We start from the raw sequence: 24,373 nt of genomic DNA, 5'->3' as shown, positions 1-24,373 counted from the left end.
CGTGGGGGACACTTAATCACCAGACGTATGTGTTGATCATGGAGGAGCCACCCGTGGAGTTCGACGTCACCATCGAGATCCCGAAGGGTTCGCGGAACAAGTACGAGGTGGACCACGAGACCGGTCGGATCCGCCTGGACCGTCGACTCTTCACCTCGACCAGCTACCCGGCGGACTACGGCTTTGTCGAGAACACCCTGGGCGAGGACGGCGACCCGCTGGACGCCCTGGTCATCCTGGATGAGCCGACCTTCCCCGGCTGCCTCATCAAGTGCCGCGCCATCGGCATGTTCCGGATGACGGACGAGGCCGGCGGCGACGACAAGCTGCTGTGCGTCCCGGCGTCCGACCCGCGCGTGGAGCACCTGCGTGACATCCACCACGTGTCGGAGTTCGACCGCCTGGAGATCCAGCACTTCTTCGAGGTCTACAAGGACCTGGAGCCGGGCAAGTCCGTCGAGGGCGCCAACTGGGTCGGCCGTGCGGACGCCGAGGCCGAGATCGAGGCCTCGTACAAGCGCGCCGAGGCGCACGGCGGGCACTGATCCGAAGGCCCGGGCGCGGATGCGCGCCCGGTGATTTTCGTACGCGAACGGGCGGCATCCATCCGGGTGCCGCCCGTCGTCCGTTCGGTGCGCGCCCCGTGCCGGGTCCGCGCCGCGGTGCGAAAACACGCCGGCGGCCGGGGAAATTCCCGTTCTGCGGTAAAAAGCGGGAAGGAATGGGTAAAGTTTTCCTGCGCCGGCCGGCCGCTTCGCGATCATCGCCAAAATAAGCGGCAGATAAATTAACTTACGGCCCCCACGCAGATCTCCCGCCTATTCCACGGACCGCCCACCGGGCGGCCAATTAACCAATAACTTGACAGCGGGCGGCGATGCTAGCTTCGCCATCTTGACGAGAGCACCCCAATAGGCAAGGCGGTTCTCACTGGTCGCGCACGGCGCGACCGTCGTCAAAGCGGGGGGAGCACTCATGGCACATCGCGTGGGCCGCGCAAGCCAGAGGGGCAGGACCGGACGCGGCGCCGGCCTGGTCGCCACGGTCTTCAGACAGCACACGGCCCTGCTGGTCGCGGGCATCGCGCTGGGCCTGGCGGGGGTGGCCGCCTCACTCACCCAGCCGGTCTCCATCGGCCGGCTGATCGAAGCGGCCGGCCGCGGCGAATCGCTGGCCGCGCCGATCACCCAGCTCGTCGCCCTTTTCTGTGCCGGTGCGGTCCTTTCCTCGCTCCAGGCCTACGTCATCGGCCGGGCCGGGGAGAACATCGTCTTCGACGTCCGCCGGCTGCTGACCGAACGTCTGCTGCGCGCCGATCTCACGGCATTCGGGAAACGGCCGCAGGGCGATATCTTCACCCGCACGGTCACCGATACCTCACTGGTGAAGATCGCCCTTTCGCAGAGCCTGACCCAGTTGATCACCAGTGGTGTGACGGTGCTGGGCGGCGTGGTGCTGATGTTCTGCATCGACGCGGGTCTGATGGCGATCACGCTGGCCTGCCTCGGCGCGGCCAGCGTCCTCTCGCTGGCGCTCGCCCGGAAGCTGCGCAAGGTGGCACTGGAGAACCGCGACGACATCGGCGCGTTCGGCACCGCCGTCCAGCGCGCACTCTCCGCCCTGCCCACGGTCAAGGCGTCCCGCGCCGAGTCCCGGGAGGCCGACCGCATCGGCACGCTGGCCGGGAAGGCCCGCCGGTCGGGCATCCGGGGCACCGCCTACGGCGCCCTGCTGACGCCGTCCATGAACGTCGGCACGCAGGGCGCGCTGGCCGTCGTCGTCGGGGTCGGCATGGCCTGGGTGGCCCGCGGCGAGATGACCATGGCCGCGCTGACCACGTTCATCATGTACCTGTTCCAGCTGGTGTCCCCGCTGGTGATGTTCTTCATGGCGGTGGGCCAGTTCGTGCAGGGCCGGGCGGCCATCCAGAAGGTCGACGAGCTGGCCGACCTGCCCCAGGAGGGCGGCGGGACGGTGGCCGCCGGGCCTTCCGCGCCGCTGGTCCTGCCGGCCCACGGCCGGGCCGCGGTCGAGTTCCGCGACGTCCGCTTCGGCTACGAGCGGGGGGACCAGGGCGAGCGGACGCAGGTCCTGCACGGCGTCTCGCTCAGCGTCCCGGCACGCGGCCTGACCGCCGTCGTCGGGCCGTCCGGCGCGGGCAAGACCACCCTGTTCCAGCTGATCGAACGCTTCTATCCGGCGACCGGCGGCAGCATCCTGGTCGGCGGCCGCAACATCGAGGCGCTGCCGCTCGACTCGCTGCGCGGGCTGGTCGGCTACGTCCAGCAGGACAGTGCGGCGCTGCGCGGCACTGTCCGGGAGAACCTGACCTACGCCAGCCCCGACGCCGGCGAGGACGACATCCAGCAGGCGGTGGCGATGGCCGGCCTCAGCAAGGTGGTGGCCAATCTCCCGCAGGGCCTCGACACCGAACTCGGCGACCAGGGCTCGGGGTTGTCCGGCGGTCAGCGCCAACGCCTGTGCATCGCACGGACGTTGCTGCAGAAGCCGGCGGTGATGCTGCTGGACGAGGCCACCTCCCACCTGGACTCCGACTCCGAGCGGGACTTCCGCGACGTACTGCAGCGGGTCTCCCGGCACTGCGCGGTCATCGCCATCGCCCACCGGATCTCCACGGTGATCGACGCCGAGCAGATCGTGGTGATGGAGGACGGCCGGGTCCGGGCCACCGGCCGGCACCAGGACCTGATGGCCCGCGACACGCTCTACCGGCGGCTGGCCGGCTCCCAGCTGCACGCCGACTCCGGCGTCCGCGTCCCCGCCCAGGCCCCGGCCCGGTACCCGGACCACACGGCCCCCCGCGACACGGAGACCACGCTCTCCCTCTCCCTGGCCTTCGGCGGGCTGCCGCCGGCCACCCTCAACGAGCAGACGATCCAGCTCCGTCCGATCAGGGTCGAGGACCAGTGGTGAACGGCGCCGACGTGGCCATCGTGGGCACCGGGCCCAACGGACTCGCGGCCGGGGTGGTCCTGGCCCGCGCCGGCCTGCGGGTGGCGCTGTACGAGCGGGCCGACACCATCGGCGGCGGGCTGCGCACCGCTCCCCTCTTCGACAGCGGCGTGCTGCACGACCTCTGCTCCGCCGTGCACCCCATGGCCGCCGCCTCGCCGTTCTTCCGGGCGTTCGGCCTGGCGGAGCGCGGCGTCGAGCTGCTGCAGCCCGAGATCGCCTACGCCCATCCGCTCGACGGGGGCCGCGCGGCCCTGGCGTACCGGTCGCTGGCCGAGACCTGCGCGCACCTGGGCGCCGACGGCCCGCGCTGGCGGCGGCTGATGGCGCCCCTGCTGGAGCACAGCGACGGCATCGTCGGCCTGATCATGAACGGGCAACGGCGGCTGCCGCGGGACCCCGCGGCGGCCCTGCTGCTGGCGGCCCGGGTGGCGGTGCACGGCACCGCGCTCGGCGCGCGGTACTTCCGCGGTGAGGAGGCGGCCGCCCTGCTCACCGGGGTCGCCGCCCACGCGGTCGGCCGGCTGCCGAGCCCGGCGGGCGGCGCGGTGGCCGTGCTGCTGGGCCACCTCGCGCACGGCTCGGGCTGGCCGCTGCCCCGCGGCGGCAGCGTCCGCATCGCCGAGGTGCTGGTCGCGGACATCACCGCGCACGGCGGCGTCTTCCACACCGGGCACGAGGTGACGGACCTCGCCCAACTCGGCGGTGCCCGGGCCGTGTTGCTCGACACCAGCCCCAAGAGCGTGCTGGCGCTCGCCGGCGACCGGCTGCCCCGCTCCTACGCGCGCGGCCTGGCGCGGTTCCGGTACGGCCCGGGCGCGGCCAAGGTCGACTTCCTGGTCTCCGAGCCGATCCCCTGGGCCGATCCCGCGGTCGGCCGGGCCGGCTCGGTGCATCTGGGCGGCACCCGCGCCGACATCGTCCGGCAGGAGACGGCGACCGCCCGCAGGATCCGCACCCGGGAGCCCTTCGTCCTCGTCGTGGACCCGGCGGCGACCGATCCGGGACGCGCGCTGCCCGGGAAGCGCCCGGTGTGGGCGTACGCGCACGTACCGAACGGCGATCCCACCGACCCGTTCGAGCTGGTGCGGGCCCGCATCGAGCGCTACGCCCCGGGTTTCGGGGACACCGTCCTCGCGCACCGCTCCGTGCCCGCCGCGTCGTACGAGGCCTACAACCCCAATTACGTGGGCGGGGACATCGGCACCGGCGCGATGACGCTGTACCAGAGCATCGCCCGGCCCGTCCCGCGCTTCGATCCCTACCGCACGCCGCTGCCCGGCGTCTTCCTGTGTTCCTCGGCCACCCCGCCGGGGCCCGGTGTGCACGGCATGTCCGGCTATTTCGCGGCGCTCTCCGCGCTCCGGCATTGCTTCGGTATACGCAACGCAGCCGACGTGTCACTCTCACCGACACAGCACCAATTCGGCCCTGCGCACTAATGCAGGAACACTCATCTGTTTCATCGTCAACCACCCCCAACGGCCCCTGCGGGCATGGGGATTGAGCCAGATAATCGATTGCCAGCCCGCAGACGTGGCTGATATTGTTCGTTGTAAAGTTACTCCCCCCACACTTCGTTGAGACGTCATCAGGGGATCGGCATCAGCTGCTGGTCTGACCAACCATGCAGACGGCTGCGGTTCTTCCGCCCGGCCGCCCATCGGTGGCGTGTCACGCCTTGCCTCGCTCTTCGTCTTCTTGACGTTCCCCGGGCATCGACAGTGGGGGCAAAAGAGAGGGGAAGCTCGGGTGGAAAACGGGGTCCAGGACATAGGCTACGGGCGGCAGTTCGAGGGTTGGTACGACCGACTGATCCCGGACGACGCCATTACCACCGCCGCCGTCGAGGGGCTGGCGGCCCTCCATCCCGATCCCGAGGGGGGAACCCTTGAGTTCGGCGTCGGCACCGGCCGCATTGCCCTCCCGCTCTCCGGGAAGGTCGGCCACATAACGGGCGTGGACTCCTCGCCGGAGATGCTGGACATGCTCCGCGCCAAACTGAACGACGGCGCCGGGGACGTCACTCCGGTGCACGGCGACATCCGCACCTACACCTCGGAATCCCGCTACGCGCTGGTGTACTGCGTGTGCGCGACGCTTTCGTGCCTCACCACGCCCGAGGACCAGCAGCAGGCCGTCCAACGCGCGGCCGACCTCGTCGCCCCCGGCGGCCGGCTCGTCATCGAGACGCACAACAAGCCGCCGATCCTGGCCCTGCACGAAGGCCTCACCCGCACCACCTACTTCCTGCCCCACCCGGAGCCCGGCACCGGCGTGCAGACCCACTCCACCCTGCTGGAGGGCGGTCTGTGGCACTGCTCGCACATCCTGTACCAGGCCGACGGGACCACCCGGGTCGGCTCCGAACTCACCCGGCTCACCACGCCCGAGGACATCGACGGCTACGCCAGAGCGGCCGGGCTCACGCCCGAATCCCACCTCGCGCACTGGGACGGAAGTCCCTACAGCGAACGCGCCCCGATGTTCATCTGCTGTTACGTCAAGCACTGAGGGCAGCACCCAGAAAAACGGATGACGAAAGAGGATCGCACGTGGGACGTCCTCCGATATTGCCGGCAGACAAGAAATTCGCTCTGGTACTGAGAGTGGTGACCGGCGAACTGACCGCAGCCGAAGCAGCTCGAGAGGCAGGAGTCTCCGAGCAGTCCGTCTCGAACTGGCGCCGGCAGTTTATTGAGGGGGCCCGTAATGGCCTCGCCGGTGAGAGTGGCAAGACTTCTGAAAATGCCTCCCGGACAGCTGAACTCACCCAAGAGATCGCGAACCTGAAGGCCACGATAGGCGAGCTGTACATGGAACTCCGGAAGCACACGAGAACCGCCGGAGTCCGTGTTCCGCTGCCCCGCGGGAAGACCCATCCCGCACAGCGGGTCAATTAACTCGTTATTTTATCCGGGAACCGCGTGTTAGGTTTCTCGGTAACAGCCACTTCGAATCACGGGGGAGGGGAATGTGGCGTCTCTGGAGCGCCAATTCGCCGTCGGCATTGCCGGTCTGGCCGGCGCGAGCCTTCTGACCGGCGCAATAACGCGATTCACCGGTAGGCGCGAACGTGCGCGCCGCTACCTGCTGCACGAGAGGCCGGACGGCAGCTTCGTCGAGGTCGACGTCCACATTCCTCCGCAGGCACGGCGCGCCGTTGTGCTCGACAACGGCCTGGGTGCACCCCACGAATACTGGGACTGGGTGTGCGACGCACTTCCCGAGGACATGGGTTATGTGCGGTTCAACCGTCCCGGTTACGGGCTCAGCACCCCGTCCACGCAATACGGCCTCACGCGGCACTTCGCACTGCTGCAGGAACTGCGCGACACCTACGTCCCCAACCTCCCGGTGGTCCTGGCGGGCCACTCCCTGGGCGGATACTTCGTCGCGGCCTACGCCTCGCGCCACCCGGGCGCGCTGGAGGGTGTGACCGCGGTGGTCATGATCGACGCCACCGAAGTGATCAGCCTGCGCCACTCCCGCCGTACCAACGTCGACCGGTGGGCCCGCCAGTCGCTGGTGATGGAGCAGGTGTACGCCTGGGCGGGCCTGTCGGCCTTCCGCCCGGCGAAGAACGTGAACAAGCAGTACCGCCCGGAGCTCAACCGGAGTTACACGGCGTTCATGACGCACCCCCGTGCGTGGGCCACCGCCCGCCAGGAGTACCGGGACGCCATGACGTTCCCGGAACTCACCGATCTGGACTGCCCGTTGACCGTCGTCACGGCGGAGAACAACGTGGGTGACAACGCCACCCACCACGCGGTCCAGGCCAGGCTGGCAGCCATCTCGAAGCGGTCCCGGCACCACTTCATCGACGGCTCCGACCACGAGTCCGTCCTCGCCGTGCCGGATCACGCCCGGCAGGTGGCGGAGGTGATCGCCGGCGAACCGCCCTCCGGGCGCACCGGCCCCGAGCGGCAGAAGTCCGCCGAGGACCGCCCGGCCACCGGGCGTACCACGGAACGGGAAGAGGAGCTGGCGTGATCGTGAAGGTGAACACGGAACGCGTGAAGACGGTCGCCGTCACGGCGTCGCTCGCCGCCTGGCTGGTGGCGACGGCGGCGGGACAGCTGCCCGAGAACCGCTTCGACAACCTCCTGCGGCGCGGGCGGTGGGGGCTTCCGGTCCCCAACTGGCGCTTCTTCGGGCCCAACCCCGGAGTCAAGGACAACCACCTGCTCTACCGGGACATCATCGACGGTGTGCCCGGCGAGTGGGAGGAGATCACCATCACCCGCGACCGGCCGTGGTACGCCCTGGCCTGGAACGCGCGGAACCGTTCCCCGAAGGCCCTGTTCGACGCGAGCCAGGACACCATCGGCCGCTCGGTCGCCTTCGGACCGGAGCTGCACCTCGTCACACTGGGGTCCGGCTACCGGCTGCTCTCCCGCTACATCCAGCGCCATCTGCCGCACGCCGAAGGCGCCTCGCACAGCCAGTTCATGCTGATGCAGTCGTTCCTCAAGGCCCCCGGGGACCGGGAGATCGAACCCGTCTTCGTCTCCCTGGAATTCCCACTGGCCGAGGACACCGCCCCCGAACCGGCCGCCTTTCCCCTGGCGGCCTAGCGAGCCGATCAACCCCCTCGGCCGGAAGCTGCGAGCTCACTCGGAAGCCCTGCACCGCGTGAGTTCGCGTCCTCCCGCCGAACGGCTGGAGAACTCGCTCTGAGATTTCTGAGAGAAAGAGGATCGCAATGTCTGTTGTGGCTGAATTCGCCAACACCAACCTGGTGGACGTGAAGCCGGGCCGTATCGGCTCCGACGCTGCGCCGACCATGATGACCCCGCTGGCCACCGTGGCGACCCCCGAGGCCGTCTCCGCCGGCATCGCGGTCACCTGCGCGACCGCCATCGCGCTCAACCAGGTCACGCACAACGTCCAGCACGGCTGAGCCGACCAACACGGCTGAGCCGACCGGCAGATGGTGCTGACCGGCACCGTTAGTCCCGGCTGATGAAAGACGCGGCGGCACGGTACGCCCGATACGCATACCGTGCCGCCGCTTCCCATTCCACCGTACTCGCATCACATCAACAGGAGCACCCATCCATGTTCCTCGACGCTCCGCCCGAGGTCACGGCACGCCGAGTGGCTTCGCTGGGTACGCTGGTCTCCGCACTGGAAATGCTGAGCCAGACGCGTAAGTTCGAAGACGGTGAATTGCTGAGCGGCCAGCTGGCAAGCATGCGCCCCAAGTTCGCCAAGCGATTTCCCCGGCTGACCCGCGCCCTCAGCTCCAAGAAGGCCGCGGTCGCCCTGTACGGGGTGCAGGCGGGTGCTTCTGCCGCCACGCTGGTCTGGGGCCACAAGCGCGGGGTACGCGCGGCCGGCAGCGCCGTGCTGGCGGTGACGGGCGCGGCCGGACGGCTGCACACCCCGTTCGGTGGGGACGGTGCCGACCAGCTCCAGCAGGTGATCAACGTCGTCCTCGCCTCGACCGGCACCTTCAAGGACGGCGAGAAGGCCCGCGACGTGGCCATGCGCGCACTGGCCCTGGAGACCACCATCTCGTACGTCGCGTCCGGCGTGGTCAAGCTCGTGTCCCCGGTGTGGCTCAGCGGCGAGGCGTTCAGCGGAGTCATCCGTACGCACAACTACGGCGACCCGCGCATCTTCCAGCTCGTCCACAAGTACCCCCTGCTCGGCAAGCTCATCACCTGGGGAACGGTCGCCGCGGAGGTCGGCTTCCCGCTGGTCTTCGTGCTGCCGAAGCCCGCCGCCAAGGCATGGCTCGGCTCGATGACGCTCTTCCACCTCGGCATCGGGCAGTTCATGGGCCTCAACCGCTTCGTGCTCGCCTTCGGCGCCACCCACCCGGCACTCCTCTACGTCCTCGCGCAGAGCGAGAAGCCCGCCCTCACCCACAGCGCACGGCGCGCGCTCACCGACGGCGCGAAGCCCGCGCTGACGGCCAAGGCCGCGGCCTGACCAGGGAGACACCCCAGGGGGGTGTCTCCCCCCAGGGGTCTCCCGGCGGAGCGCGGGACGGGGCCGCCCGCTAGAACCCGCGGGTCCGCTTGGCCGCGCGGCGGCCGGCGCCCGCCTCCAGCAACCCGGGCGCCCGCAGGAACAGCCGCGCGACCTCGGAACCGAGGTTGACCCCCACCGCGATGGCCAGCGCCAGCGAGGCCGCCTGCACCAGCGACGTCAGCCCCTGCGGCAGATGCCCCTGGGCGAAGTTGAGCAGCCCGAAGTACGTGGCACTACCGGGCAGCAGCGGGCCGATCGCGGCGGTCACGTACGGCAGCGCGGACGCGTACCGGTACCGCGACAGCAGCTGCCCGAACAGGCCCACCAGACCGGCCGCGATCGCGGTGGCCGGCACCGGGTTGATCCCCGCCACGTTGGCGAGCGCGCCGTACACCACCCACGCCACCCCGCCGTTCAGCGTCGCGAACGCCACGGTGTGACGTTCCTGCTGGAGCAGGACGCAGAACGCCAGCGCCAGCAGCATGGCCGCGAACGTCTGCACCAGCGGCGCGTTGTACGAGCCCAGCGCCTGCTCCGGATTGAGCCGCTTCAGGCCCGGATTCACCTGCAACCCGATGTACAGCACGCTCAGCACGCCGACGACGATGCCGACGATCAGATAGCCGACCTCCAGCAGCCGGGCCGCGGCGGTGATGTAGTAGCCGGTCAGCCCGTCGTGCACCCCGGCGACCAGCGCCCGCCCCGGGATCAGCGCGAACAGCCCACCGGTGATCACCGCGGACGCCTGCACGCTGGAGTGCGCCAGCCCGAAGGCCAGGCCCACCGCGGCCGGCGGCATCGCGGCCACCACGAACTGGTAGAACTCCGGCAGCCCCCGCCCGGACGCCAGCCACGCCAGCCGGTCACCGAGCATCGAACCCACCGCCGCCGCCAGGAACACCAGCGACCCGCCACCGACCAGCATCGACGCCGCACCGGACAGCAGCCCGGAGGCCACCGTCAGCGCCCAGCTCGGGTACGGGTGCCGGTTACGGCGGATCTCGGCCAGCCCGCGGTACGCCTCCTCCAGGGTGATCCCCTCGGAGGTGATCTCGTCGACCAGCCGGAACACCGCGGACAGCCGGTTGTAGTCCACCCCGCGCCGCCGCACCGTCCGGCTGGCCGTCACCGGGTCGTCGACCAGCGACGGCTGGTACGAGATCGACAGCAGGGTGAAGGTGACGGTCGGCTCGACCCGCTCCAGCCCGTAGGCGTGCGCCACGCCGAACATCGCCGCCTCGACGTCCTCGGCGCCCTCACCGCCGGCGAGCAGGATCTCGCCGATGCGCAGGGTCAGGTCGAGGACGCGGGGGACGGCCGGGCCGGTGTCCTCGTCGCCGCGCTCCCGGCGCTCGGGGACCGGCCGCTCCCCGACCGGCATCCGCAGCATCGTGCGCATCCGGTCCTGCCACGGCGCCTCCTTGGTGAGGCTGACGGTGGGGATGCCGTGCGGCGGGGTGAAGGCCAGGCCCATGGCGGTGGCGCCCGCCGGGGTGGGGAGCGGGGTCTGGCCCGTGGTGGTGCCGGCCGGCGGTGTGAACGCGGAGCCCTCCTGCTCGGCGGGCGGCTCCGGGCGCAGGCCCGCGGGCAGGGCGAACTCGGAGGTGGGGTGCTCGTCCTCGGGCAGCGGCGGGTACGGCACGCCGAGCGGCGGCGTGAAGGCGCTGTGTGCCTCGTCGGAGGCCGGCTTGCGGTCCTCGATGGGGCCCATGCTGCTGCCCGTGCCGCTGCCACTGGGCTTGGTGCCGCTGGCTTTGGTGTCGCTGGGCTTGGTGTCGCTGGGCTTGGTGCCGTTGTTGTCGCTGTCGGTGTTGCGCTGGCCGCCTTGTGGGTCCGACGCCACGGTGTTCGCTCCTCCTGTGCCGCGATAGCTGCGCTCTGCGGGTGCTGCGCTCTGCCGCCTACCCACGATGCTTGCATGCCCGCCGTGCCTGCGGCGGGCGGGTCCGCGTACGTCGTCGGCCGACCCGCCGTGGGGGTCGCTCACCGTCCACGAACAAGCCCCCTCCGGCCCGTCCCCTCCCGTGGGTGGGAGGGAAGGAGGCCGGTGGGGGCTGGCGTAGGTGGTGTGGTGCGGGGCCGGGTCAGCGCTTGGCGTGGCGGCCGCGGCGGGCCGGGTCGGCGGGTGATGCGCCGTGCGGGCGGGGGCCGGCCGGGGCGGCCGGGGCTTCCTTCTTCGCCTTGCCGCGGGCGCGCAGGAACTCGATCGCGATCGGCACGACCGAGATCAGCACGATCGCGATCAGGATCATCTCGATGTTCTTGTGGACGAACTTGATGTTGCCCAGCAGCGAGCCCAGCAGCGTCACACCCGCACCCCACAGCGCGCCGCCGATGAGGTTGAAGGTGATGAAGGGGCGGTAGTTCATCCGGCTCACGCCCGCGATGATCGGCGTGAACGTCCGGACGATCGGCACGAAGCGGGCCAGGATCAGCGACTTGGGGCCGTACTTCTCGAAGAACTCATGGCCCTTGACCACGTTCTCCTGCTTGAACAGCTTGGAGTCGGGCCGCTTGAAGAGCGACGGCCCCACCTTGCGGCCGAAGAGGTAGCCGACCTGGTCGCCGAGGACCGCCGCGAGCACGATCAGCACACACACCGCCCACAGCGGCTGAGTGATCTTGTTCGTCGTGACCAGCAGGCCGGTGGTGAACAGCAGCGCGTCGCCCGGCAGGAAGAAGCCGATCAGCAGGCCGGACTCCGCGAAGACGATGACCAGGACGCCGATCAGGCCGAACGTCGCGATCAGATAGTCCGGGTCCAGCCACTGGGGGCCGAGCGCGAGAGTATTCACGGGGTGAAGGCTCCTGGGTCGAGGGCGCCGGATCGTGCGGTGCGACGAGCGGGGTACGAGCGGTGGACGGGCCCGGGCGCCGGGTGTCGGCCCAAAGCTATCAACGCCCCGCGGCCCCCCTCGGTTCCAGGCGCCCGCCCCGGCCCCCACCCGACCGCTCCCCCACCGCTGGCCGTGCCCCCGGACCCGGGTGATCCTGGCCACTGAGGAGGTGCGCACCCATGGGCATCGAGGATTACGGCGGCGGACAGCACGCACAGTCCGACGTCCTGGTGGTGACGACGAACGACGTCCCCGGGTTTCACGTGGAACGGGTCGTCGGCGAGGTCTTCGGCCTCACCGTGCGCTCCCGGCACCTCGGCAGCCAGATCGGCGCCGGCCTGAAGTCGCTGGTCGGCGGCGAGCTGCGGGGCCTGACCAAGACCCTCGTGGAGACCCGCAACCAGGCGATGGAGCGGCTGATCGAACAGGCCCGCTCGCGCGGCGCGAACGCGGTGCTGATGTTCCGCTTCGACGTCACGGAGGCGGCGGACGTGGGCACCGAGGTGTGCGCCTACGGAACGGCCGTGGTGATCGCCCCCATGGGCTGAGCCGCCCTGGCAAAGCCCCGAGCGATCGGGTGCCCGAAGGATCGCCGTACGGGCCGGGGCGCCCGGCGGAGAACCGCGCCGCCCCGGCCCGTACGGATCACAGGTGGCGGACCGCGTTGGCCAGCATCGCGTCCCGCATGTACACGGCGAGCCCGGGCCGGATCGCCTCGTAGGTGGCGGTGAACCGCTCATCGGCGACGTACATCTCGCCGAGCCCGGTGTGCGTCTCGTAGGAGCACGCGTAGTAGCCGCGGCCGATGAACTGCCGGTGCTCCTCGGCGACGTCCATCGCCGCCTCCGAATCCGCCGGCACGCCCTGCGCCAGCAGATCGGCCATCCTGCGGTGGAGGGCGTCGAATTCCGCCGTCAGCCGCTTCCAGTCCTCCTTCGCGTACGCCGCCGTCCTGCGCTGCGACTCCTCGTAGGCGTCCGCCCCGCCCCAGCGCTCCTCGGCCTCCGCGGCATACGCATCGGGGTCGAAATCCCCGAAGACCTCGAATTTCTCCTCCGGTGTGAGCCGTACGTCCATCCTGCGTGCCTCCATGGCGTGTTCGACGGCCGCGGCCATTTCCTGGAGCTTGCCGATCCGCGCGGTCAGCAGGTCGTGCTGGCGCCGCAGGTGTTCCTGCGGATCGGCGCCCGGATCGTCCAGGAGGGCCGCGACCTCGTCGAGCGGGAAACCGAGCTCGCGGTAGAACAGGATCTGCTGCAGCCGGTCCAGGTCGTCGTCGCCGTAACGGCGGTGACCTGCGTGGTTGCGTTCACCGGGGTGCAGCAGCCCGATCTCGTCGTAGTGGTGCAAGGTGCGCACCGTCACCCCGGCGAAGGCCGCGACCTGCCCTACCGAATAACTCACTCCCGCTCCCTTCTCGGTACGCACGCAACGATGTGTCCTCACGCCGCGTGAGGTGCAAGTCCGGATCCTGAAAAGCGGTGGGGCGACGGAATCGGGGGTGAGATCCTTCCGCCCATGCTGGGGATAACGGATCTGTCGACCTATTTGGCCGGGCTCGCGCTGATCATTCTGCTGCCGGGCCCCAATTCGCTGTACGTCGTCTCGGTGGCGGCCCGCCGCGGCCCCCGGGTGGCGTACCGGGCGGCCGCCGGAGTGCTGTGCGGCGACACGGTGCTGATGACGCTGTCCGCGGGCGGCGTGGCCTCCCTGCTGCAGGCCAGCCCGGTCCTCTTCGGCATCGTCAAGTTCGCCGGCGCGGGCTACCTCACCTGGCTCGCGGTCGGGATGCTGCGCGGCGCCTGGGCACTGTGGCGCGGCCGCGAGGAGCGGAAGGCGACGCGCGACGCGGAGACCCCGGAGACAGCCGACGCGGTCCCTGCGGCGTCCCGCAAGGAGGCCGCCGAACGCCCCTACCGCCGCGCCCTGATAGTCAGCCTCCTGAACCCCAAGGCGATCCTCTTCTTCATCTCCTTCTTCGTGCAGTTCGTGGACCCGGCCTACGCCCACCCGGTGCTGTCGTTCCTGACCCTGGGCGCCTGGGCCCAGCTGTTCAGCTTCACGTACCTGTCGATCCTGATCTTCAGCGGTACGTACCTGGCGGCCACCTTCCGCCGCCGCCGGCGCCTGACCGCGGGTCTGTCCGCGGGCGCCGGCGCGGCCTTCCTCGGCTTCGCCGCGAAGCTGTCCCTGGCCAGCGCGAGCTGAAGCCTTTCGCCCTTTTGCAGCTAACGCGCTGCCGCCGCCTTGTGCAGGACGTCCGTGAGCCTGCGGGCCGTCTCGGTGTTGCAGTTCCCGAGCGCGACCAGCGGCAGCGCGTAACTCCCCGCGAGCCCCGGCAGATCGACGCCGAGTGACGGCAGCGTGATGTCGTGGGCGCGGAGTGCGGTCCGCAGTGCCTCGGTGCAGTCGTGGACGTCGTGGTCGTGGTGGAAATGGCTGAGCATGGGCTGGGCACCCTTCCGTGCGCTGTGTGACGAATCCCTCACAGCGTGACGTCAACGCACGTAGCGTGGAAGGCACTTGGGTTGCGCCAGGCAGCCCGGCGAAACAGGTGGTGAACCATGCCCCCTCGCAAGGACCCCGACCCGTCCGCAAGCGTCCCCTGCTTCTACGGCGCCGAGTTGCGCTACCTCAGGGAAAAGGCGGGCCTCACCCTCGAACAGCTGGTGGACGGCAGTTTCCGCGGCCTCTCGTTCCTCAGCCAGATCGAGCGGGGCGAACGGGGGATGCCGATGGATCTGGCCCGCCATGTGGACCAGAAGCTGGGCACGGACGGCTTCTTCGAGCGCCGCTGCGAAGATGCCCAGAAGGCGCGGCAGAACGGCCATCCGCCTTACTTCGCGGATGTCCCGGACCTGGAGAAGCAGGCGACGACGATCGAAGACTGGGCGCCCCTCGTGATCCCGGGCCTGCTGCAGACCGGCGCGTACGTCCGGAAGCTCGTACAGACCGCAAGGCCGTGGGAAGCGCCCGACATCGTCGAAGAGAAGGTCCGCGCACGGATCAAACGCGCGGAGATCTGGAAGAGCGACGCCCGCCCCGCGTACTGGGCAATCCTCCGCGAAGAGCTGATCCGTAAGCCGTTGCTTCCTCCCGAGGAGATGGCTGAGCAGCTGACGCACATCCACGACCTGATCCGGAACACCCGGAGCGTTCTGCAGGTCCTGCCGGAAACGACCGTCGGTCACCCATTGCCCATGGGGCTGGCCAAAGTCATGACCTTCCCGGACGCCCCACCCCTCGTCTGGACCGAAGGCGAGCACAGCGGCCAAATCATCGACTATCCGCCTCACGTGACGGTGTATCGGAGGTCATACGATCTGCTCAGGGCCGCCGCGCTGCCGCCCGAGGCGTCCCTGGCCCTGATCGAGGAAGCGGCAAGGGGATACAGAGATGAAGCGCAGCAACAAGCTTGACCTGAGCTCGGCCACCTGGCGCAAGAGCAGCCACAGCAACCCCGACGGCGCCGACTGCCTGGAGGTCCGCGACGACCTCCCCGGCCTCGTCCCCGTCCGGGACAGCAAGGACCCCCACGGCCCGGTGCTCACCTTCTCCGCCCCCCACTGGTCCGCCTTCGTCCACGCCGTCAAGAACGGCACGCTCGGCGACGCCTGAGCCATCAGGGCGGGCCGACCGGCCGACGGTGATGGCTACCCCCTCCTCATGCCCGTATTGTCGGGCATGAGGAGGTATGCCGTATGCACCTACCCCCGCACGACGTGCACGTCGCCGTCATCTACTACTCGTCGACCGGCACCATCGCCACGCTCGCCCAGTGGATCGCGGACGCCGCCGAGCACGCGGGCGCGGACGTACGGCTGCGGCGGACCGCCGAACTCGCACCGCAGACCGCGATCGACGCCAACCCCGCGTGGGCGGCCAATGCCGAGGCCACCGCGGACATCCTGGAAGCCACCCCCGAGGACATGCTCTGGGCGGACGCGGTGATCTTCGGGACGCCGACCCGGTTCGGGAACGTCAGCGCCCAGCTCAAGGAGTACCTCGACACCCTCGGCGGCCTCTGGCACCAGGGCAGACTGGCCGACAAGGTCTACAGCGGGTTCACCGCGAGCGCCACCCGCCACGGGGGCCAGGAGTCCACCCTGCTGGCGCTCTACCAGACCGTCCACCACTTCGGCGGCATCCTCGTCACGCCCGGCTACACCGACCCGGCGAAATACCGGGACGGCAACCCGTACGGCACCTCCCACGTCGGCGGACCGGACACCCCACTCGACGAGGACGCGCGTACCGCCGCCCGCATCCAGGCGCAGCGCGTCGTGAAGTTCACCAAAGCCATCAAGCACGGCCTGGTGCCGGCAACCTGACGCGAAGGGGCGAGAGTTGACTCTGCACAAAGGCGCATCGAAGGCCGACGAGAAGCGCACCGCCGGTCCGGTCAACCCCTTCTACGGCGAGGCCGACCCGATCTCCGGCATGGAGGAGTCACCGCCCCACACCACCCTCCCCGACGGGCCGGTCGCCCCGCACACCGCCTACCAGTTCGTCCACGACGAGCTGATGCTGGACGGCAACGCCCGGCTCAACCTCGCCACCTTCGTCACCACCTGGATGGAACCGCAGGCCGGGGTCCTGATGACGGAGTGCCGGGACAAGAACATGATCGACAAGGACGAGTACCCGCGCACCGCCGAACTGGAACGGCGCTGCGTGGCGATGCTCGCCGACCTGTGGCACGCACCCGACCCGTCGGCCGCCGTCGGCTGCTCCACCACCGGGTCGAGCGAGGCCGGCATGCTCGCCGGCATGGCGCTCAAGCGGCGCTGGATGCGGCGGAACACCGACCGCTACCCGGGCAGCGCCCGGCCCAACCTCGTCATGGGCGCCAATGTGCAGGTCTGCTGGGACAAGTTCTGCAACTTCTGGGAGGTCGAAGCACGCCTGGTCCCCATGGAGGGCGAGCGCTTCCACATGGACGCCGCCTCCGCGGCCGCACTCTGCGACGAGAACACCATCGGCGTCGTCGCCGTCCTCGGCTCCACCTTCGACGGGTCGTACGAGCCGGTGGCCGAGATCTGCGCCGCGCTCGACGAGGTGCAGGAACGGACCGGCCTCGACATCCCGGTCCACGTGGACGGCGCGTCCGGCGCGATGATCGCCCCGTTCCTCGACCCGGAACTGGTCTGGGACTTCCGCCTGCCGCGGGTCGCCTCCATCAACACCTCGGGCCACAAATACGGCCTGGTCTACCCGGGCGTCGGCTGGGCGCTGTGGCGGGACATGGACGCGCTCCCGGAGGAGCTGGTCTTCCGCGTGAACTACCTGGGCGGCGACATGCCGACCTTCGCCCTCAACTTCTCCCGGCCCGGCGCCCAGGTCGCCGCCCAGTACTACACCTTCCTCCGCCTCGGCCGGGCCGGGTTCCGCGCCGTCCAGCAGGCGACCCGCGACGTGGCCCGCTCCACGGCGGAACGCATCGAGGCCCTCGGCGACTTCACCCTCCTCACCCGCGGGGACCAACTGCCCGTCTTCGCCTTCACCACGGCCGACCACGTCACCTCGTACGACGTCTTCGACGTCTCCCGCCGCATGAAGGAACGCGGCTGGCTGCTCCCCGCCTACACCTTCCCCCCGAACCGCGAAGACCTCTCCGTCCTACGGATCGTCTGCCGCAACGGCTTCTCCCACGACCTGGCCGACCTCTTCCTCGACGACCTGACGCAGCTCCTCCCGGAACTCCGCCGGCAATCCGCCCCCCTGGACCGCCCGCAACGCCTGGCCACGGCGTTCCACCACTAGGCCGTCTCCGGGGCCGCCGCCTGGGCCGTCTCCTGGCCGCCTTGGCCGCCTCCGCAAAAGCGGGTATGCCGGAGTACGGGTTCCGCCCACACGAGGCCAGAGACCAGCTGACAAGGAGCGTGCACACCGTGGACCAGGAGAACGTGAGCGCCACCCTGACTGTCGCCGTGCCCGCCGCGAGGGTGTTCGCGGTGCTCGCGGATCCGACGGCCCATGCCGCGATCGATGGCACCGGCTGGGTCCAGGACGCGGTCGACCGGGCGCCGCTGACGGAGGTGGGACAGATCTTCCGGATGGCCATGTACCACCCCAACCACCCCCACGGCGACTACCAGGTGGCCAACAAAGTCCAGGTGCTCGACCCACCGCGCGCCATCGGCTGGCTGCCGGGCGAGGAGAAGGCCGACGGTCACCTGGAGTTCGGCGGCTGGACCTGGGGTTACGACCTCGCACCGCTCGGCCCGTCCGAGACCGAGGTCACCCTCACCTACGACTGGTCGGCGGTGCCGCAGCGCATCCGGGAATACCTCCAGTTCCCGCCGTTCGCCCCCGAGCACCTCACCAACTCACTGCACCACCTGGCCGAACTCGTCTCCGGCAGGTGACGTGGCAGCCGACGGTCCCGGCGCCTTACTGACGGTCTTGGGGAGGGTCTCAGTGAACATCCCCGGGATGACGCTCCCCGGTCGCGTACGGGTTCTCCTCCCCCTCGGCGAGCACCCCGACGAACGGCTCCCCCTCGCCCGCGAAAACGTACGCCCCGCCCTCGATCCGCTCGATAAGCCCGCGGGTCCACACCGCGCCGCTGTCCGCCGAGTGCACCCACAGGTTCATGATCTCGCCGATGTGGCCGAGCTGCCCCGGCCCCTCCTCCGGCGTGTAGTACCCGGTGACCGTGGACCGCCACTCCTCCAGCGCCCGCACCCGCTGCTTGAGCAGCGCCACCGCCTCGTCCCGCGGCAGATCCACCACGAAGCCGATGCCCGCGCTCAGCACGTCGAACTTCTGGTCCGCCCTGGAGAGCGCCTCCCGCAGCAGCGAGAAATACTCCGCCTCGCCCGCCGGGGTCACCTCGTACTCGGTACGCGGCGGGCCGCCGGCGGTACTGGGCGCGATGTCGTGCGCGCGCAGCAGCCCTTGCTTGGCCATCTGCTTGAGCGCGTGGTAGATCGAACCGGGTTTGGCGTTCGACCACTCGTGGGCGCCCCAGTACTCCAGGTCGTTGCGCACCTGATAGCCGTGCGCCCGCCCGTGCTGCCGCACGGCACCCAGTACCAGCAGCCGGATCGCCGACATCGCACCCCTCGCGTCCCGTCACCTCTGCGCCCGTCGCCCCGACGACACGTCGCCTCGGCACCACACCTGGTCGGGCCGCCACCGGACGACGCCCCGACCCCTCAAGGCCCAGCCTAGAACGCACAAGGAACGCTACGGCTCCAACCCTTCCGCAACCCTTCCTCTGGCCTCGCCCTACCCTTCCGTGGCCTGCCGCTCCTCATCCACCAGCCCGAAGGCGGTCTTACCGTCCAGCGACTCCCGGATGATGTCCGCATGCCCGGCGTGCCGGGCGGTCTCCTCGATCAGGTGCAGCAGCAGCCAGCGCATCGACTGCCGGGCGTCCTTCGGGAACCACGGCGCCTCGGGCAGCGGGAACGTGTCGTTCAGACTCGGCACGGACCGCACGAACTCCTCGGTCCGCCGGGCGACGTCGTCCCAGAACTTCAGCACCCCGGCCACCGTCTCGCCGTCCTCCAGCTGGAACGACAGGTGCCAGGTGTCCTGCGTCCGCTCGATCGAGTGCGGCCGCTCCTGCGCCGTCTCCACCCAGCCCTGCTCGGTCTCCGCGACATGCTTGACCAGCCCGGCCAGCGACAGCTCACTCGCACTCGGCCGCTGCTTCGCCTGCTCGTCGGTCAGCCCCAGAACGGCCCGCCGCAACCCGCCCCGCTGCGCCTCCAAAAAGGCCAGCAGCGCCCCGAGCTCGTCCCCATGAGCCTCAGCCACAACATGAGTAGGCATGCCATCCACCTTCCACCCCACACCAAGGACACCCGACCCACACCGAGCCGCCGCCCTCCAACACCCCCAAGCTAGCCCTCATAAAGGACAGCTCGTGTCCTCTTTCCTCAACCCCTCACCCCCACCCAACCCCCCGGCACGCTCCCTCCCCACCCTCACCACTCCCACCACTCTCTGTTACGTTCACGGGAACAAAACTACCCTCCGTAATCGTTGCCGGAAAAGAATGGAGGCAGCCCCGGCCCAAGGCACCCGCGCATCACCCCACGCCACACCCCGACCCCCGCCGCCCCGCCCGCGACCCCAACCCACGCACGCCCCCGAAGCACACGCATGCCAACCGCCGACCGCCCAGAACAGATGAAGCGACCGCTCAGAACGGAAACGCCGACCGCCCATGCTGGATGGAGATCCACTTCGTGGTGGTGAAGGCCTCCACCATCGCGTCCCCGTTCAGCCGGCCGACCCCCGAGCTCTTCTCCCCGCCGAAGGGGACGATCGGCTCGTCGTGGACCGTGGCGTCGTTGACATGGAACATCCCGGTGTCGATGCGCTTGGCGAACCGCACCCCGCGCTCGATGTCGCCGGTGTGCACCGCGCCGCTGAGCCCGAAGGGCGTGGCGTTGGTGATCCGTACGGCTTCCTCCTCGCCGTCGAACGGGACGAGTAGCGCGACCGGGCCGAAGATCTCCTGGGTGAGGAGCGGGGAGTCGTCGGGGAGACCGCTCAGGACGCTGGGGGCGACGAGCGTGCCGTGGGTCTCGCCGTGCAGGAGCGCTGAGGCGCCCTCGGCGACCGCGCGGTCCACGAGGGAGGCCACCGCCTCGGCCTGGCCCTCGTTGATCAGCGGGCCGATGTGGGTCTGCGGGTCGGTGGGGTCGCCGACCTTGAGGGACGCCACCTTGGCGACGAACTTCTCGGTGAACTCGCGCTCGACGGCGCGGTCGACCAGGATCCGGTTGGCGGCCATGCAGACCTGGCCCTGGTGCACGAAGCGGCTGAAGACGGCGGCGTCCACGGCGTAGTCGACGTCGGCGTCGTCGAGGACGACCAGCGCGCTGTTGCCGCCGAGTTCCAGGATCGAGTGCTTGAAGTGGGCGGCGGCGACCGTGGCGACGTGGCGGCCGACCTTCTCCGAGCCGGTGAAGGAGATCGTCTTGGGCACGGGGTGGTCGATGAGCGCGTCGCCGATCTCGGCGATGTCGGTGACGACGACGTTGAGCACGCCCGCCGGCAGCCCGGCCTCCTCGAAGAGCTTGGCGACCAGCCCGCCGCCGCAGATCGGGGTGTTCTGGTGCGGTTTGAGGACCACCGCGTTGCCCAGCGCGATGGCCGGCGCGACGGACTTGAGCGAGAGGAGGAACGGGAAGTTGAAGGGGCTGATCACCCCGACGACGCCGACCGGCAGCCGGTAGAGGCGGTTCTCCTTGCCGTCGATGGGCGACGGCAGGATGCGGCCCTCGGCGCGCAGCGCCAACTGGATGGCCTCGCGCAGGAATTCGCGGGCCAGGTGCAGTTCGAAGCCCACCTTGGCGAGCGTGCCGCCGACCTCGGCGGCGATCGCCTCGGACAGTTCCGCCTCACGGTCGTCGATGATCCGCAGGGCCCGTTCGAAGACCAGCCGCCGGGTGTACGGATTGACCGCGCCCCATTCCCGTTGCGCACGCTCGGCGGCGCGGTAGGCCTGGTCGATTTCCTCGACCGTGGCGCAGGGTATGGAGGCCAGTTTCTCGCCGTTGTAGGGATTGAAATCGACGATGTCCCACGAGCCGCTTCCGGAGCGCCACTCACCGTCGATGAACTGATAGGCCAACTCGTCGAAGTAGGACATGCCATCCCGATCTGGAGAACAGGGCACGCAGGGTGCCTAGTTGGGGGGTGCTGACTCCTGATGGGGCGCATCCTACCGACGCGTCACATGAGATGGGATAGACGTCACATAAGTTGGAGTAGACCACGCAAAAGGTCTCTGGTCTCCGCCGGACTGGGCCCCTCTTCCTGGAGGCGGTCCATCACCCGCGCGTATTGGGCCACTTCTTCGGGCTTGTCCACATACAGTGCGCTGGTGAGCTGCTCCAGGAAGACGACGTCCGGGAGTCCCGATTCCTGGAATCCGAGCATGGTGAAGGCGCCGAATTCCCCCGCGTGCCCGCCCAGGCTGAACGGCATGACCTGGAGGCGCACATTGGGCCGCTCGGAAACGTCGATCAGATGCCGCACCTGCTCGCGCATCACCTCGCGTTCGCCGTACGGGCGGCGCAGCGCCGCCTCGTCGAGTACGCAGTGGAATTGCGCGGGCCGCTCGGCGACGAGCAGTTTCTGGCGCTCCATGCGCAGCGCGACCCGGCGCTCTATGTCGGCGGGCGCGGCGTCCGGCATACCGCGCCGGATGACGGCCTGCGCATAGCTCTCGGTCTGCAACAGCCCGTGCACGAACTGGACTTCGTAGACCCGGATGAGCGAGGTGGCTCCTTCCAGGCCGACATACGTCTGGAACCAACTGGGTAGCACATCGGTGTAACTGTGCCACCAGCCCGCGACGTTGGCCTCGCGTGCGAGGGAGAGCAGCGCTTCGCGCTCCTGCGGATCGCTGACTCCGTACAGCACGAGCAGGTCCTCGACGTCGCGTGCCTTGAAGCTGACCCGGCCCAACTCCATGCGGCTGATCTTGGATTCGGACGCACGGATCGAGTAGCCGGCCGCCTCGCGGGTTATCCCACGGGATTCACGCAGTCGGCGGAGCTGCGACCCGAGCAGGATCCGCCGCACCACCGACCCGCTCGACTCACTTGCGGACACCTCTCTGACCCTCCTGTGACCCACCCCGTCCAATGGTGGGCCGCAGTCTGCCACGTTCAGGCTTCGTTGAGTGCTCATCCGGTTACTGATATGAGCCGCTCTCGCAAGCCCTCCACAAGAACCGGTGGCAATAATTGCCGCCAAACCGGGCCGATTTCGGGCAATCGCGGCGCGTGCACGTGCATCTGCCCTTGCATCTGTCTCGCACATTGGGAACCATAGGCGGCGCACGCATGCACGCTCGTGAAAGATCCGCCAGATCCGGCTGAACCGGCCAGGGTCATGACGTCCGCGAACGCCAGGAGTGCCTCGCATGGGGACCAAGGTTTTGACCATGCTCGAGCCGTTATGGCAGGGCTTTCCTCCCGTCGACCCGCTGGCCGTCTCCGGATCCGCGTCGTGCACGCTCCCCCCGCGGTACGAATCGGTGCGCTCCGCGCGGAAGTTCACCCGTGACACGCTCCAGGGCTGGGAACTCGACGAGCTCTTCGACTCGGTCGCGCTGGTGGTGTCCGAACTCGTCACCAACGCCCTGAGGCATGCGGTCCTCGCCGCCCCCGAGCACGCCGACGCCCCGCCGCCCACCCGGCTCCACCTGATGCGCTGGTCGCAGCGGCTGATCTGTGCGGTGCGGGATCCCAGCGATGACTCACCGGTGGCCGGCGAGGCGGACTCCGCGGCGGACTCGGCGTCCGAATCGGGGCGCGGGCTCTATCTGGTGGACTCGTTCAGCGACAGCTGGGGCTGGCACCCGCTGTCCGGCGTCACCCACGGCAAGATCGTGTGGGCGCAGTTCCGGCTGCCGTAGCCGGCCTTGCCCGCCATCCGTCGCACCCGAGGAGCGCCCGCCCTACCGGTGGGCGCTCCTTGCATATGCATGTGCCGACGACGCGTGGTGCCACCCGGCGCCGTGGCCGCTCCGTCGCGTGAACGCTCAGTCCGGTACGAGGTGGTCGAACTCCCCGTCCTTGACGCCGAGCAGCATGGCCCGTACCTCGGCCGGGGTGTAGACGAGCGCCGGGCCGTCCGGGAAGCGGGAGTTGCGGACCGCGATCTCACCGCCGGGCAGTTTGGCGAACTCCACGCAGGAGCCCTGGGAGTTGCTGTGCCGGCTCTTCTGCCAGGTCACGTCGCGGAGCTCCGTTGCGGCCATGCCGTTGTATGCGTGGGGCACAGGGCTCTCCCGGTGAGAAATGGTGTCAACTGCCCGGGATCATAGCTGCGTTCACATGCGGATGCATGCGCAGATGCACGTGCACGACAGCCGGTGCCGCTCCCGTCACAGCTTGTCGAGCACCTGGCCCAAGCGCTCCTCCACCCTCGATCGCCGGCCGCCGCCCACGATGCGGTGCGCCTTTACCTGGTACGGCCCGTCCGGGCCGAAGCCCTCATGGACGAGGAAGAGACGTGTGCCACGCCCCTCGGGTTCCAGGGACCAGGTGGGGGGCGAGTCCGCGAGGTCGTCGTCCTCCCCCCACGTCGGCGTCCCGCCGGCGCAGCCGCAGCACCCTCCCCCTTGCTCGCAGCGGTGCCCTTCGGCCAGCCGGAAATCGACGGGCATCGGCCACCGGGCGATCAGCTCGGGCTCGGTCAGCACCCGCCAGACCCTCGCTGACGGAGGTCGGTCGGGCCGTGCGGTGCCGCCTCCAGGCGGTGGATCCGCTGCCGGCCGGCCCGTTCCCCGGCCCCCGTCACCGTGAGGCGTACGGCAGCAGCGCCATCTCCCGTGCGTTCTTGATCGCCCGGGCGATCTGGCGCTGCTGCTGCGCCGTGACCCGGGTGACCCGGCGGCTGCGCACTTTGCCGCGGTCCGAGAGGAACTTCCGCAGCAGATCGGTGTCCTTGTAGTCGATGTATGTGATGCCGGCCGCGTCGAGCGGATTGGGGCGGGGCGTGGTCCTGCGGCGCGGGTCGTGCCGACGGGGCATGGGACGTCCTTGTGACGAAGGAGGGCGGGGAGGGTGGTGCGGTGCAGCGGGCACCCAGCTGCACCCAGC

At 69.7% G+C, this 24,373-nt stretch carries 28 protein-coding genes; 17 read left to right on the top strand and 11 right to left on the bottom strand.

Going from position 1 to position 24,373, the window contains the following annotated elements; translation table 11 throughout:
- Positions 1–53: 53 nt before the first annotated feature.
- The 9 genes from IG62_RS0113850 (at position 54) to IG62_RS0113815 (ending at position 8,916) form a co-directional block, all read left to right on the top strand.
- Complete coding sequence (locus IG62_RS0113850; RefSeq protein WP_030414975.1) at positions 54–545, top strand: inorganic diphosphatase; 492 nt, start codon at positions 54–56, stop codon at positions 543–545.
- 430 nt (positions 546–975) lie between these two features.
- A complete protein-coding gene (locus IG62_RS0113845; protein WP_078871991.1) occupies positions 976–2,934 on the top strand; it encodes an ABC transporter ATP-binding protein in 1,959 nt (652 codons plus the stop codon).
- Positions 2,931–4,415, top strand: a complete 1,485-nt coding sequence (locus IG62_RS0113840; RefSeq protein ID WP_030801621.1) for a phytoene desaturase family protein — start codon at positions 2,931–2,933, stop codon at positions 4,413–4,415. The genes IG62_RS0113845 and IG62_RS0113840 overlap by 4 nt, the downstream gene beginning before the upstream one ends.
- Positions 4,416–4,725: 310 nt before the next feature.
- A complete protein-coding gene (locus IG62_RS0113835; protein WP_030801619.1) occupies positions 4,726–5,487 on the top strand; it encodes a methyltransferase domain-containing protein in 762 nt (253 codons plus the stop codon).
- A 41-nt stretch (positions 5,488–5,528) separates the two neighbouring features.
- Positions 5,529–5,876: a helix-turn-helix domain-containing protein gene (locus IG62_RS44610; RefSeq protein WP_078871990.1), complete on the top strand. Its 348-nt coding sequence runs from the start codon at positions 5,529–5,531 to the stop codon at positions 5,874–5,876.
- 73 nt (positions 5,877–5,949) lie between these two features.
- On the top strand, positions 5,950–6,969 hold the full coding sequence (locus IG62_RS0113830) for an alpha/beta fold hydrolase (RefSeq protein ID WP_030801616.1): 1,020 nt from the start codon (positions 5,950–5,952) through the stop codon (positions 6,967–6,969).
- On the top strand, positions 6,966–7,553 hold the full coding sequence (locus IG62_RS0113825) for a hypothetical protein (RefSeq protein ID WP_030801613.1): 588 nt from the start codon (positions 6,966–6,968) through the stop codon (positions 7,551–7,553). The genes IG62_RS0113830 and IG62_RS0113825 overlap by 4 nt, the downstream gene beginning before the upstream one ends.
- Positions 7,554–7,681: 128 nt before the next feature.
- Positions 7,682–7,879 carry a linaridin family RiPP gene (locus IG62_RS0113820; protein ID WP_107052972.1) on the top strand — a complete coding sequence of 66 codons (198 nt, stop codon included), beginning with the start codon at positions 7,682–7,684 and terminating at the stop codon, positions 7,877–7,879.
- Between the two features lie 158 nt (positions 7,880–8,037).
- Entirely contained in the window at positions 8,038–8,916 is an 879-nt protein-coding gene (locus tag IG62_RS0113815) for a hypothetical protein (protein WP_030801608.1), read from the top strand.
- Positions 8,917–8,986: 70 nt separating this feature from the next.
- Here the strand turns inward: IG62_RS0113815 and IG62_RS0113810 are convergent, their stop codons facing one another.
- Entirely contained in the window at positions 8,987–10,669 is a 1,683-nt protein-coding gene (locus tag IG62_RS0113810) for a threonine/serine ThrE exporter family protein (RefSeq protein ID WP_030801606.1), read from the bottom strand.
- A gap of 373 nt (positions 10,670–11,042) precedes the next feature.
- Positions 11,043–11,753 carry a DedA family protein gene (locus tag IG62_RS0113805; protein WP_030801603.1) on the bottom strand — a complete coding sequence of 237 codons (711 nt, stop codon included), beginning with the start codon at positions 11,751–11,753 and terminating at the stop codon, positions 11,043–11,045.
- Between the two features lie 221 nt (positions 11,754–11,974).
- Between IG62_RS0113805 and IG62_RS0113800 the strand changes: the two genes are divergently transcribed.
- Positions 11,975–12,343, top strand: coding sequence for a YbjQ family protein (locus IG62_RS0113800; RefSeq protein ID WP_030414965.1), 369 nt, complete (start codon positions 11,975–11,977; stop codon positions 12,341–12,343).
- A 97-nt stretch (positions 12,344–12,440) separates the two neighbouring features.
- Here IG62_RS0113800 and IG62_RS0113795 read toward each other — a convergent pair whose 3' ends face one another.
- Positions 12,441–13,199, bottom strand: a complete 759-nt coding sequence (locus IG62_RS0113795) for a MerR family transcriptional regulator (RefSeq protein ID WP_030801601.1) — start codon at positions 13,197–13,199, stop codon at positions 12,441–12,443.
- Positions 13,200–13,313: 114 nt separating this feature from the next.
- Between IG62_RS0113795 and leuE the strand changes: the two genes are divergently transcribed.
- A complete protein-coding gene (leuE, locus tag IG62_RS0113790; protein WP_030801599.1) occupies positions 13,314–14,003 on the top strand; it encodes a leucine efflux protein LeuE in 690 nt (229 codons plus the stop codon).
- A gap of 20 nt (positions 14,004–14,023) precedes the next feature.
- On the opposite strand, the gene IG62_RS0113785 is transcribed toward leuE, so the two are convergent.
- Complete coding sequence (locus IG62_RS0113785) at positions 14,024–14,242, bottom strand: hypothetical protein (RefSeq protein WP_030801596.1); 219 nt, start codon at positions 14,240–14,242, stop codon at positions 14,024–14,026.
- Positions 14,243–14,359: 117 nt separating this feature from the next.
- Here IG62_RS0113785 and IG62_RS0113780 point away from each other — a divergent pair, with 117 nt between their 5' ends.
- The 5 genes from IG62_RS0113780 to IG62_RS0113760 all read left to right on the top strand — a co-directional run bounded on the left by IG62_RS0113780 (position 14,360) and on the right by IG62_RS0113760 (position 18,163).
- A complete protein-coding gene (locus tag IG62_RS0113780) occupies positions 14,360–15,214 on the top strand; it encodes a helix-turn-helix domain-containing protein (RefSeq protein WP_030801594.1) in 855 nt (284 codons plus the stop codon).
- Positions 15,192–15,413, top strand: a complete 222-nt coding sequence (locus IG62_RS0113775) for a DUF397 domain-containing protein (protein WP_030801591.1) — start codon at positions 15,192–15,194, stop codon at positions 15,411–15,413. Before IG62_RS0113780 ends, IG62_RS0113775 begins: the two co-directional genes overlap by 23 nt.
- 83 nt (positions 15,414–15,496) lie before the next feature.
- Positions 15,497–16,126, top strand: a complete 630-nt coding sequence (wrbA, locus tag IG62_RS0113770) for an NAD(P)H:quinone oxidoreductase (RefSeq protein ID WP_030801589.1) — start codon at positions 15,497–15,499, stop codon at positions 16,124–16,126.
- Between the two features lie 16 nt (positions 16,127–16,142).
- A complete protein-coding gene (locus IG62_RS0113765) occupies positions 16,143–17,558 on the top strand; it encodes a glutamate decarboxylase (protein WP_030801587.1) in 1,416 nt (471 codons plus the stop codon).
- Positions 17,559–17,686: 128 nt separating this feature from the next.
- On the top strand, positions 17,687–18,163 hold the full coding sequence (locus IG62_RS0113760; protein WP_234326481.1) for a polyketide cyclase: 477 nt from the start codon (positions 17,687–17,689) through the stop codon (positions 18,161–18,163).
- A gap of 49 nt (positions 18,164–18,212) precedes the next feature.
- Here IG62_RS0113760 and IG62_RS0113755 read toward each other — a convergent pair whose 3' ends face one another.
- The 4 genes from IG62_RS0113755 to IG62_RS0113740 all read right to left on the bottom strand — a co-directional run bounded on the left by IG62_RS0113755 (position 18,213) and on the right by IG62_RS0113740 (position 22,376).
- On the bottom strand, positions 18,213–18,854 hold the full coding sequence (locus tag IG62_RS0113755) for a PadR family transcriptional regulator (RefSeq protein WP_030801583.1): 642 nt from the start codon (positions 18,852–18,854) through the stop codon (positions 18,213–18,215).
- Between the two features lie 174 nt (positions 18,855–19,028).
- Positions 19,029–19,577 (bottom strand): DinB family protein, encoded by a 549-nt coding sequence (locus IG62_RS0113750; protein ID WP_030801580.1) that lies wholly within the window; start codon positions 19,575–19,577, stop codon positions 19,029–19,031.
- A 373-nt stretch (positions 19,578–19,950) separates the two neighbouring features.
- Entirely contained in the window at positions 19,951–21,408 is a 1,458-nt protein-coding gene (locus tag IG62_RS0113745) for an aldehyde dehydrogenase family protein (RefSeq protein ID WP_030801578.1), read from the bottom strand.
- Positions 21,409–21,512: 104 nt separating this feature from the next.
- On the bottom strand, positions 21,513–22,376 hold the full coding sequence (locus tag IG62_RS0113740; protein ID WP_030801576.1) for a helix-turn-helix domain-containing protein: 864 nt from the start codon (positions 22,374–22,376) through the stop codon (positions 21,513–21,515).
- A 313-nt stretch (positions 22,377–22,689) separates the two neighbouring features.
- On the opposite strand from IG62_RS0113740, the gene IG62_RS0113735 reads away from it, so the two are divergent.
- Positions 22,690–23,184: an ATP-binding protein gene (locus tag IG62_RS0113735; RefSeq protein ID WP_030801573.1), complete on the top strand. Its 495-nt coding sequence runs from the start codon at positions 22,690–22,692 to the stop codon at positions 23,182–23,184.
- A gap of 126 nt (positions 23,185–23,310) precedes the next feature.
- Here IG62_RS0113735 and IG62_RS0113730 read toward each other — a convergent pair whose 3' ends face one another.
- The 3 genes from IG62_RS0113730 to rpsR all read right to left on the bottom strand — a co-directional run bounded on the left by IG62_RS0113730 (position 23,311) and on the right by rpsR (position 24,304).
- Positions 23,311–23,550: a DUF397 domain-containing protein gene (locus IG62_RS0113730; protein ID WP_030801570.1), complete on the bottom strand. Its 240-nt coding sequence runs from the start codon at positions 23,548–23,550 to the stop codon at positions 23,311–23,313.
- A 105-nt stretch (positions 23,551–23,655) separates the two neighbouring features.
- Positions 23,656–23,973, bottom strand: coding sequence for a hypothetical protein (locus IG62_RS0113725; RefSeq protein ID WP_037838290.1), 318 nt, complete (start codon positions 23,971–23,973; stop codon positions 23,656–23,658).
- Between the two features lie 94 nt (positions 23,974–24,067).
- Positions 24,068–24,304: a 30S ribosomal protein S18 gene (gene rpsR, locus IG62_RS0113720; protein WP_030801569.1), complete on the bottom strand. Its 237-nt coding sequence runs from the start codon at positions 24,302–24,304 to the stop codon at positions 24,068–24,070.
- Positions 24,305–24,373: the final 69 nt, after the last annotated feature.

The sequence above is a fragment of the Streptomyces sp. NRRL S-337 genome (assembly GCF_000720175.1).
GTDB classification, from domain to species: domain Bacteria; phylum Actinomycetota; class Actinomycetes; order Streptomycetales; family Streptomycetaceae; genus Streptomyces; species Streptomyces siderophoricus.
The sequence above is the reverse complement of the archived record's forward strand: the minus strand, read 5'-3'. Positions and strand labels throughout refer to the sequence as shown.

Bases quoted from the DNA above. Each gene is read 5' to 3' on its own strand.
- IG62_RS0113750 (WP_030801580.1), bottom strand. From the start codon at position 19,577: ATGCCTACTCATGTTGTGGCTGAGGCTCATGGGGACGAGCTCGGGGCG.
- IG62_RS0113810 (WP_030801606.1), bottom strand. From the start codon at position 10,669: ATGGGCCCCATCGAGGACCGCAAGCCGGCCTCCGACGAGGCACACAGC.
- IG62_RS0113815 (WP_030801608.1), top strand. From the start codon at position 8,038: ATGTTCCTCGACGCTCCGCCCGAGGTCACGGCACGCCGAGTGGCTTCG.
- IG62_RS0113755 (WP_030801583.1), bottom strand. From the start codon at position 18,854: ATGTCGGCGATCCGGCTGCTGGTACTGGGTGCCGTGCGGCAGCACGGG.
- IG62_RS0113745 (WP_030801578.1), bottom strand. From the start codon at position 21,408: ATGTCCTACTTCGACGAGTTGGCCTATCAGTTCATCGACGGTGAGTGG.
- leuE (WP_030801599.1), top strand. From the start codon at position 13,314: ATGCTGGGGATAACGGATCTGTCGACCTATTTGGCCGGGCTCGCGCTG.
- IG62_RS0113820 (WP_107052972.1), top strand. From the start codon at position 7,682: ATGTCTGTTGTGGCTGAATTCGCCAACACCAACCTGGTGGACGTGAAG.
- IG62_RS0113845 (WP_078871991.1), top strand. From the start codon at position 976: ATGGCACATCGCGTGGGCCGCGCAAGCCAGAGGGGCAGGACCGGACGC.
- IG62_RS0113785 (WP_030801596.1), bottom strand. From the start codon at position 14,242: ATGCTCAGCCATTTCCACCACGACCACGACGTCCACGACTGCACCGAG.
- IG62_RS0113775 (WP_030801591.1), top strand. From the start codon at position 15,192: ATGAAGCGCAGCAACAAGCTTGACCTGAGCTCGGCCACCTGGCGCAAG.
- IG62_RS0113735 (WP_030801573.1), top strand. From the start codon at position 22,690: ATGGGGACCAAGGTTTTGACCATGCTCGAGCCGTTATGGCAGGGCTTT.
- rpsR (WP_030801569.1), bottom strand. From the start codon at position 24,304: ATGCCCCGTCGGCACGACCCGCGCCGCAGGACCACGCCCCGCCCCAAT.
- IG62_RS0113780 (WP_030801594.1), top strand. From the start codon at position 14,360: ATGCCCCCTCGCAAGGACCCCGACCCGTCCGCAAGCGTCCCCTGCTTC.
- IG62_RS0113800 (WP_030414965.1), top strand. From the start codon at position 11,975: ATGGGCATCGAGGATTACGGCGGCGGACAGCACGCACAGTCCGACGTC.
- wrbA (WP_030801589.1), top strand. From the start codon at position 15,497: ATGCACCTACCCCCGCACGACGTGCACGTCGCCGTCATCTACTACTCG.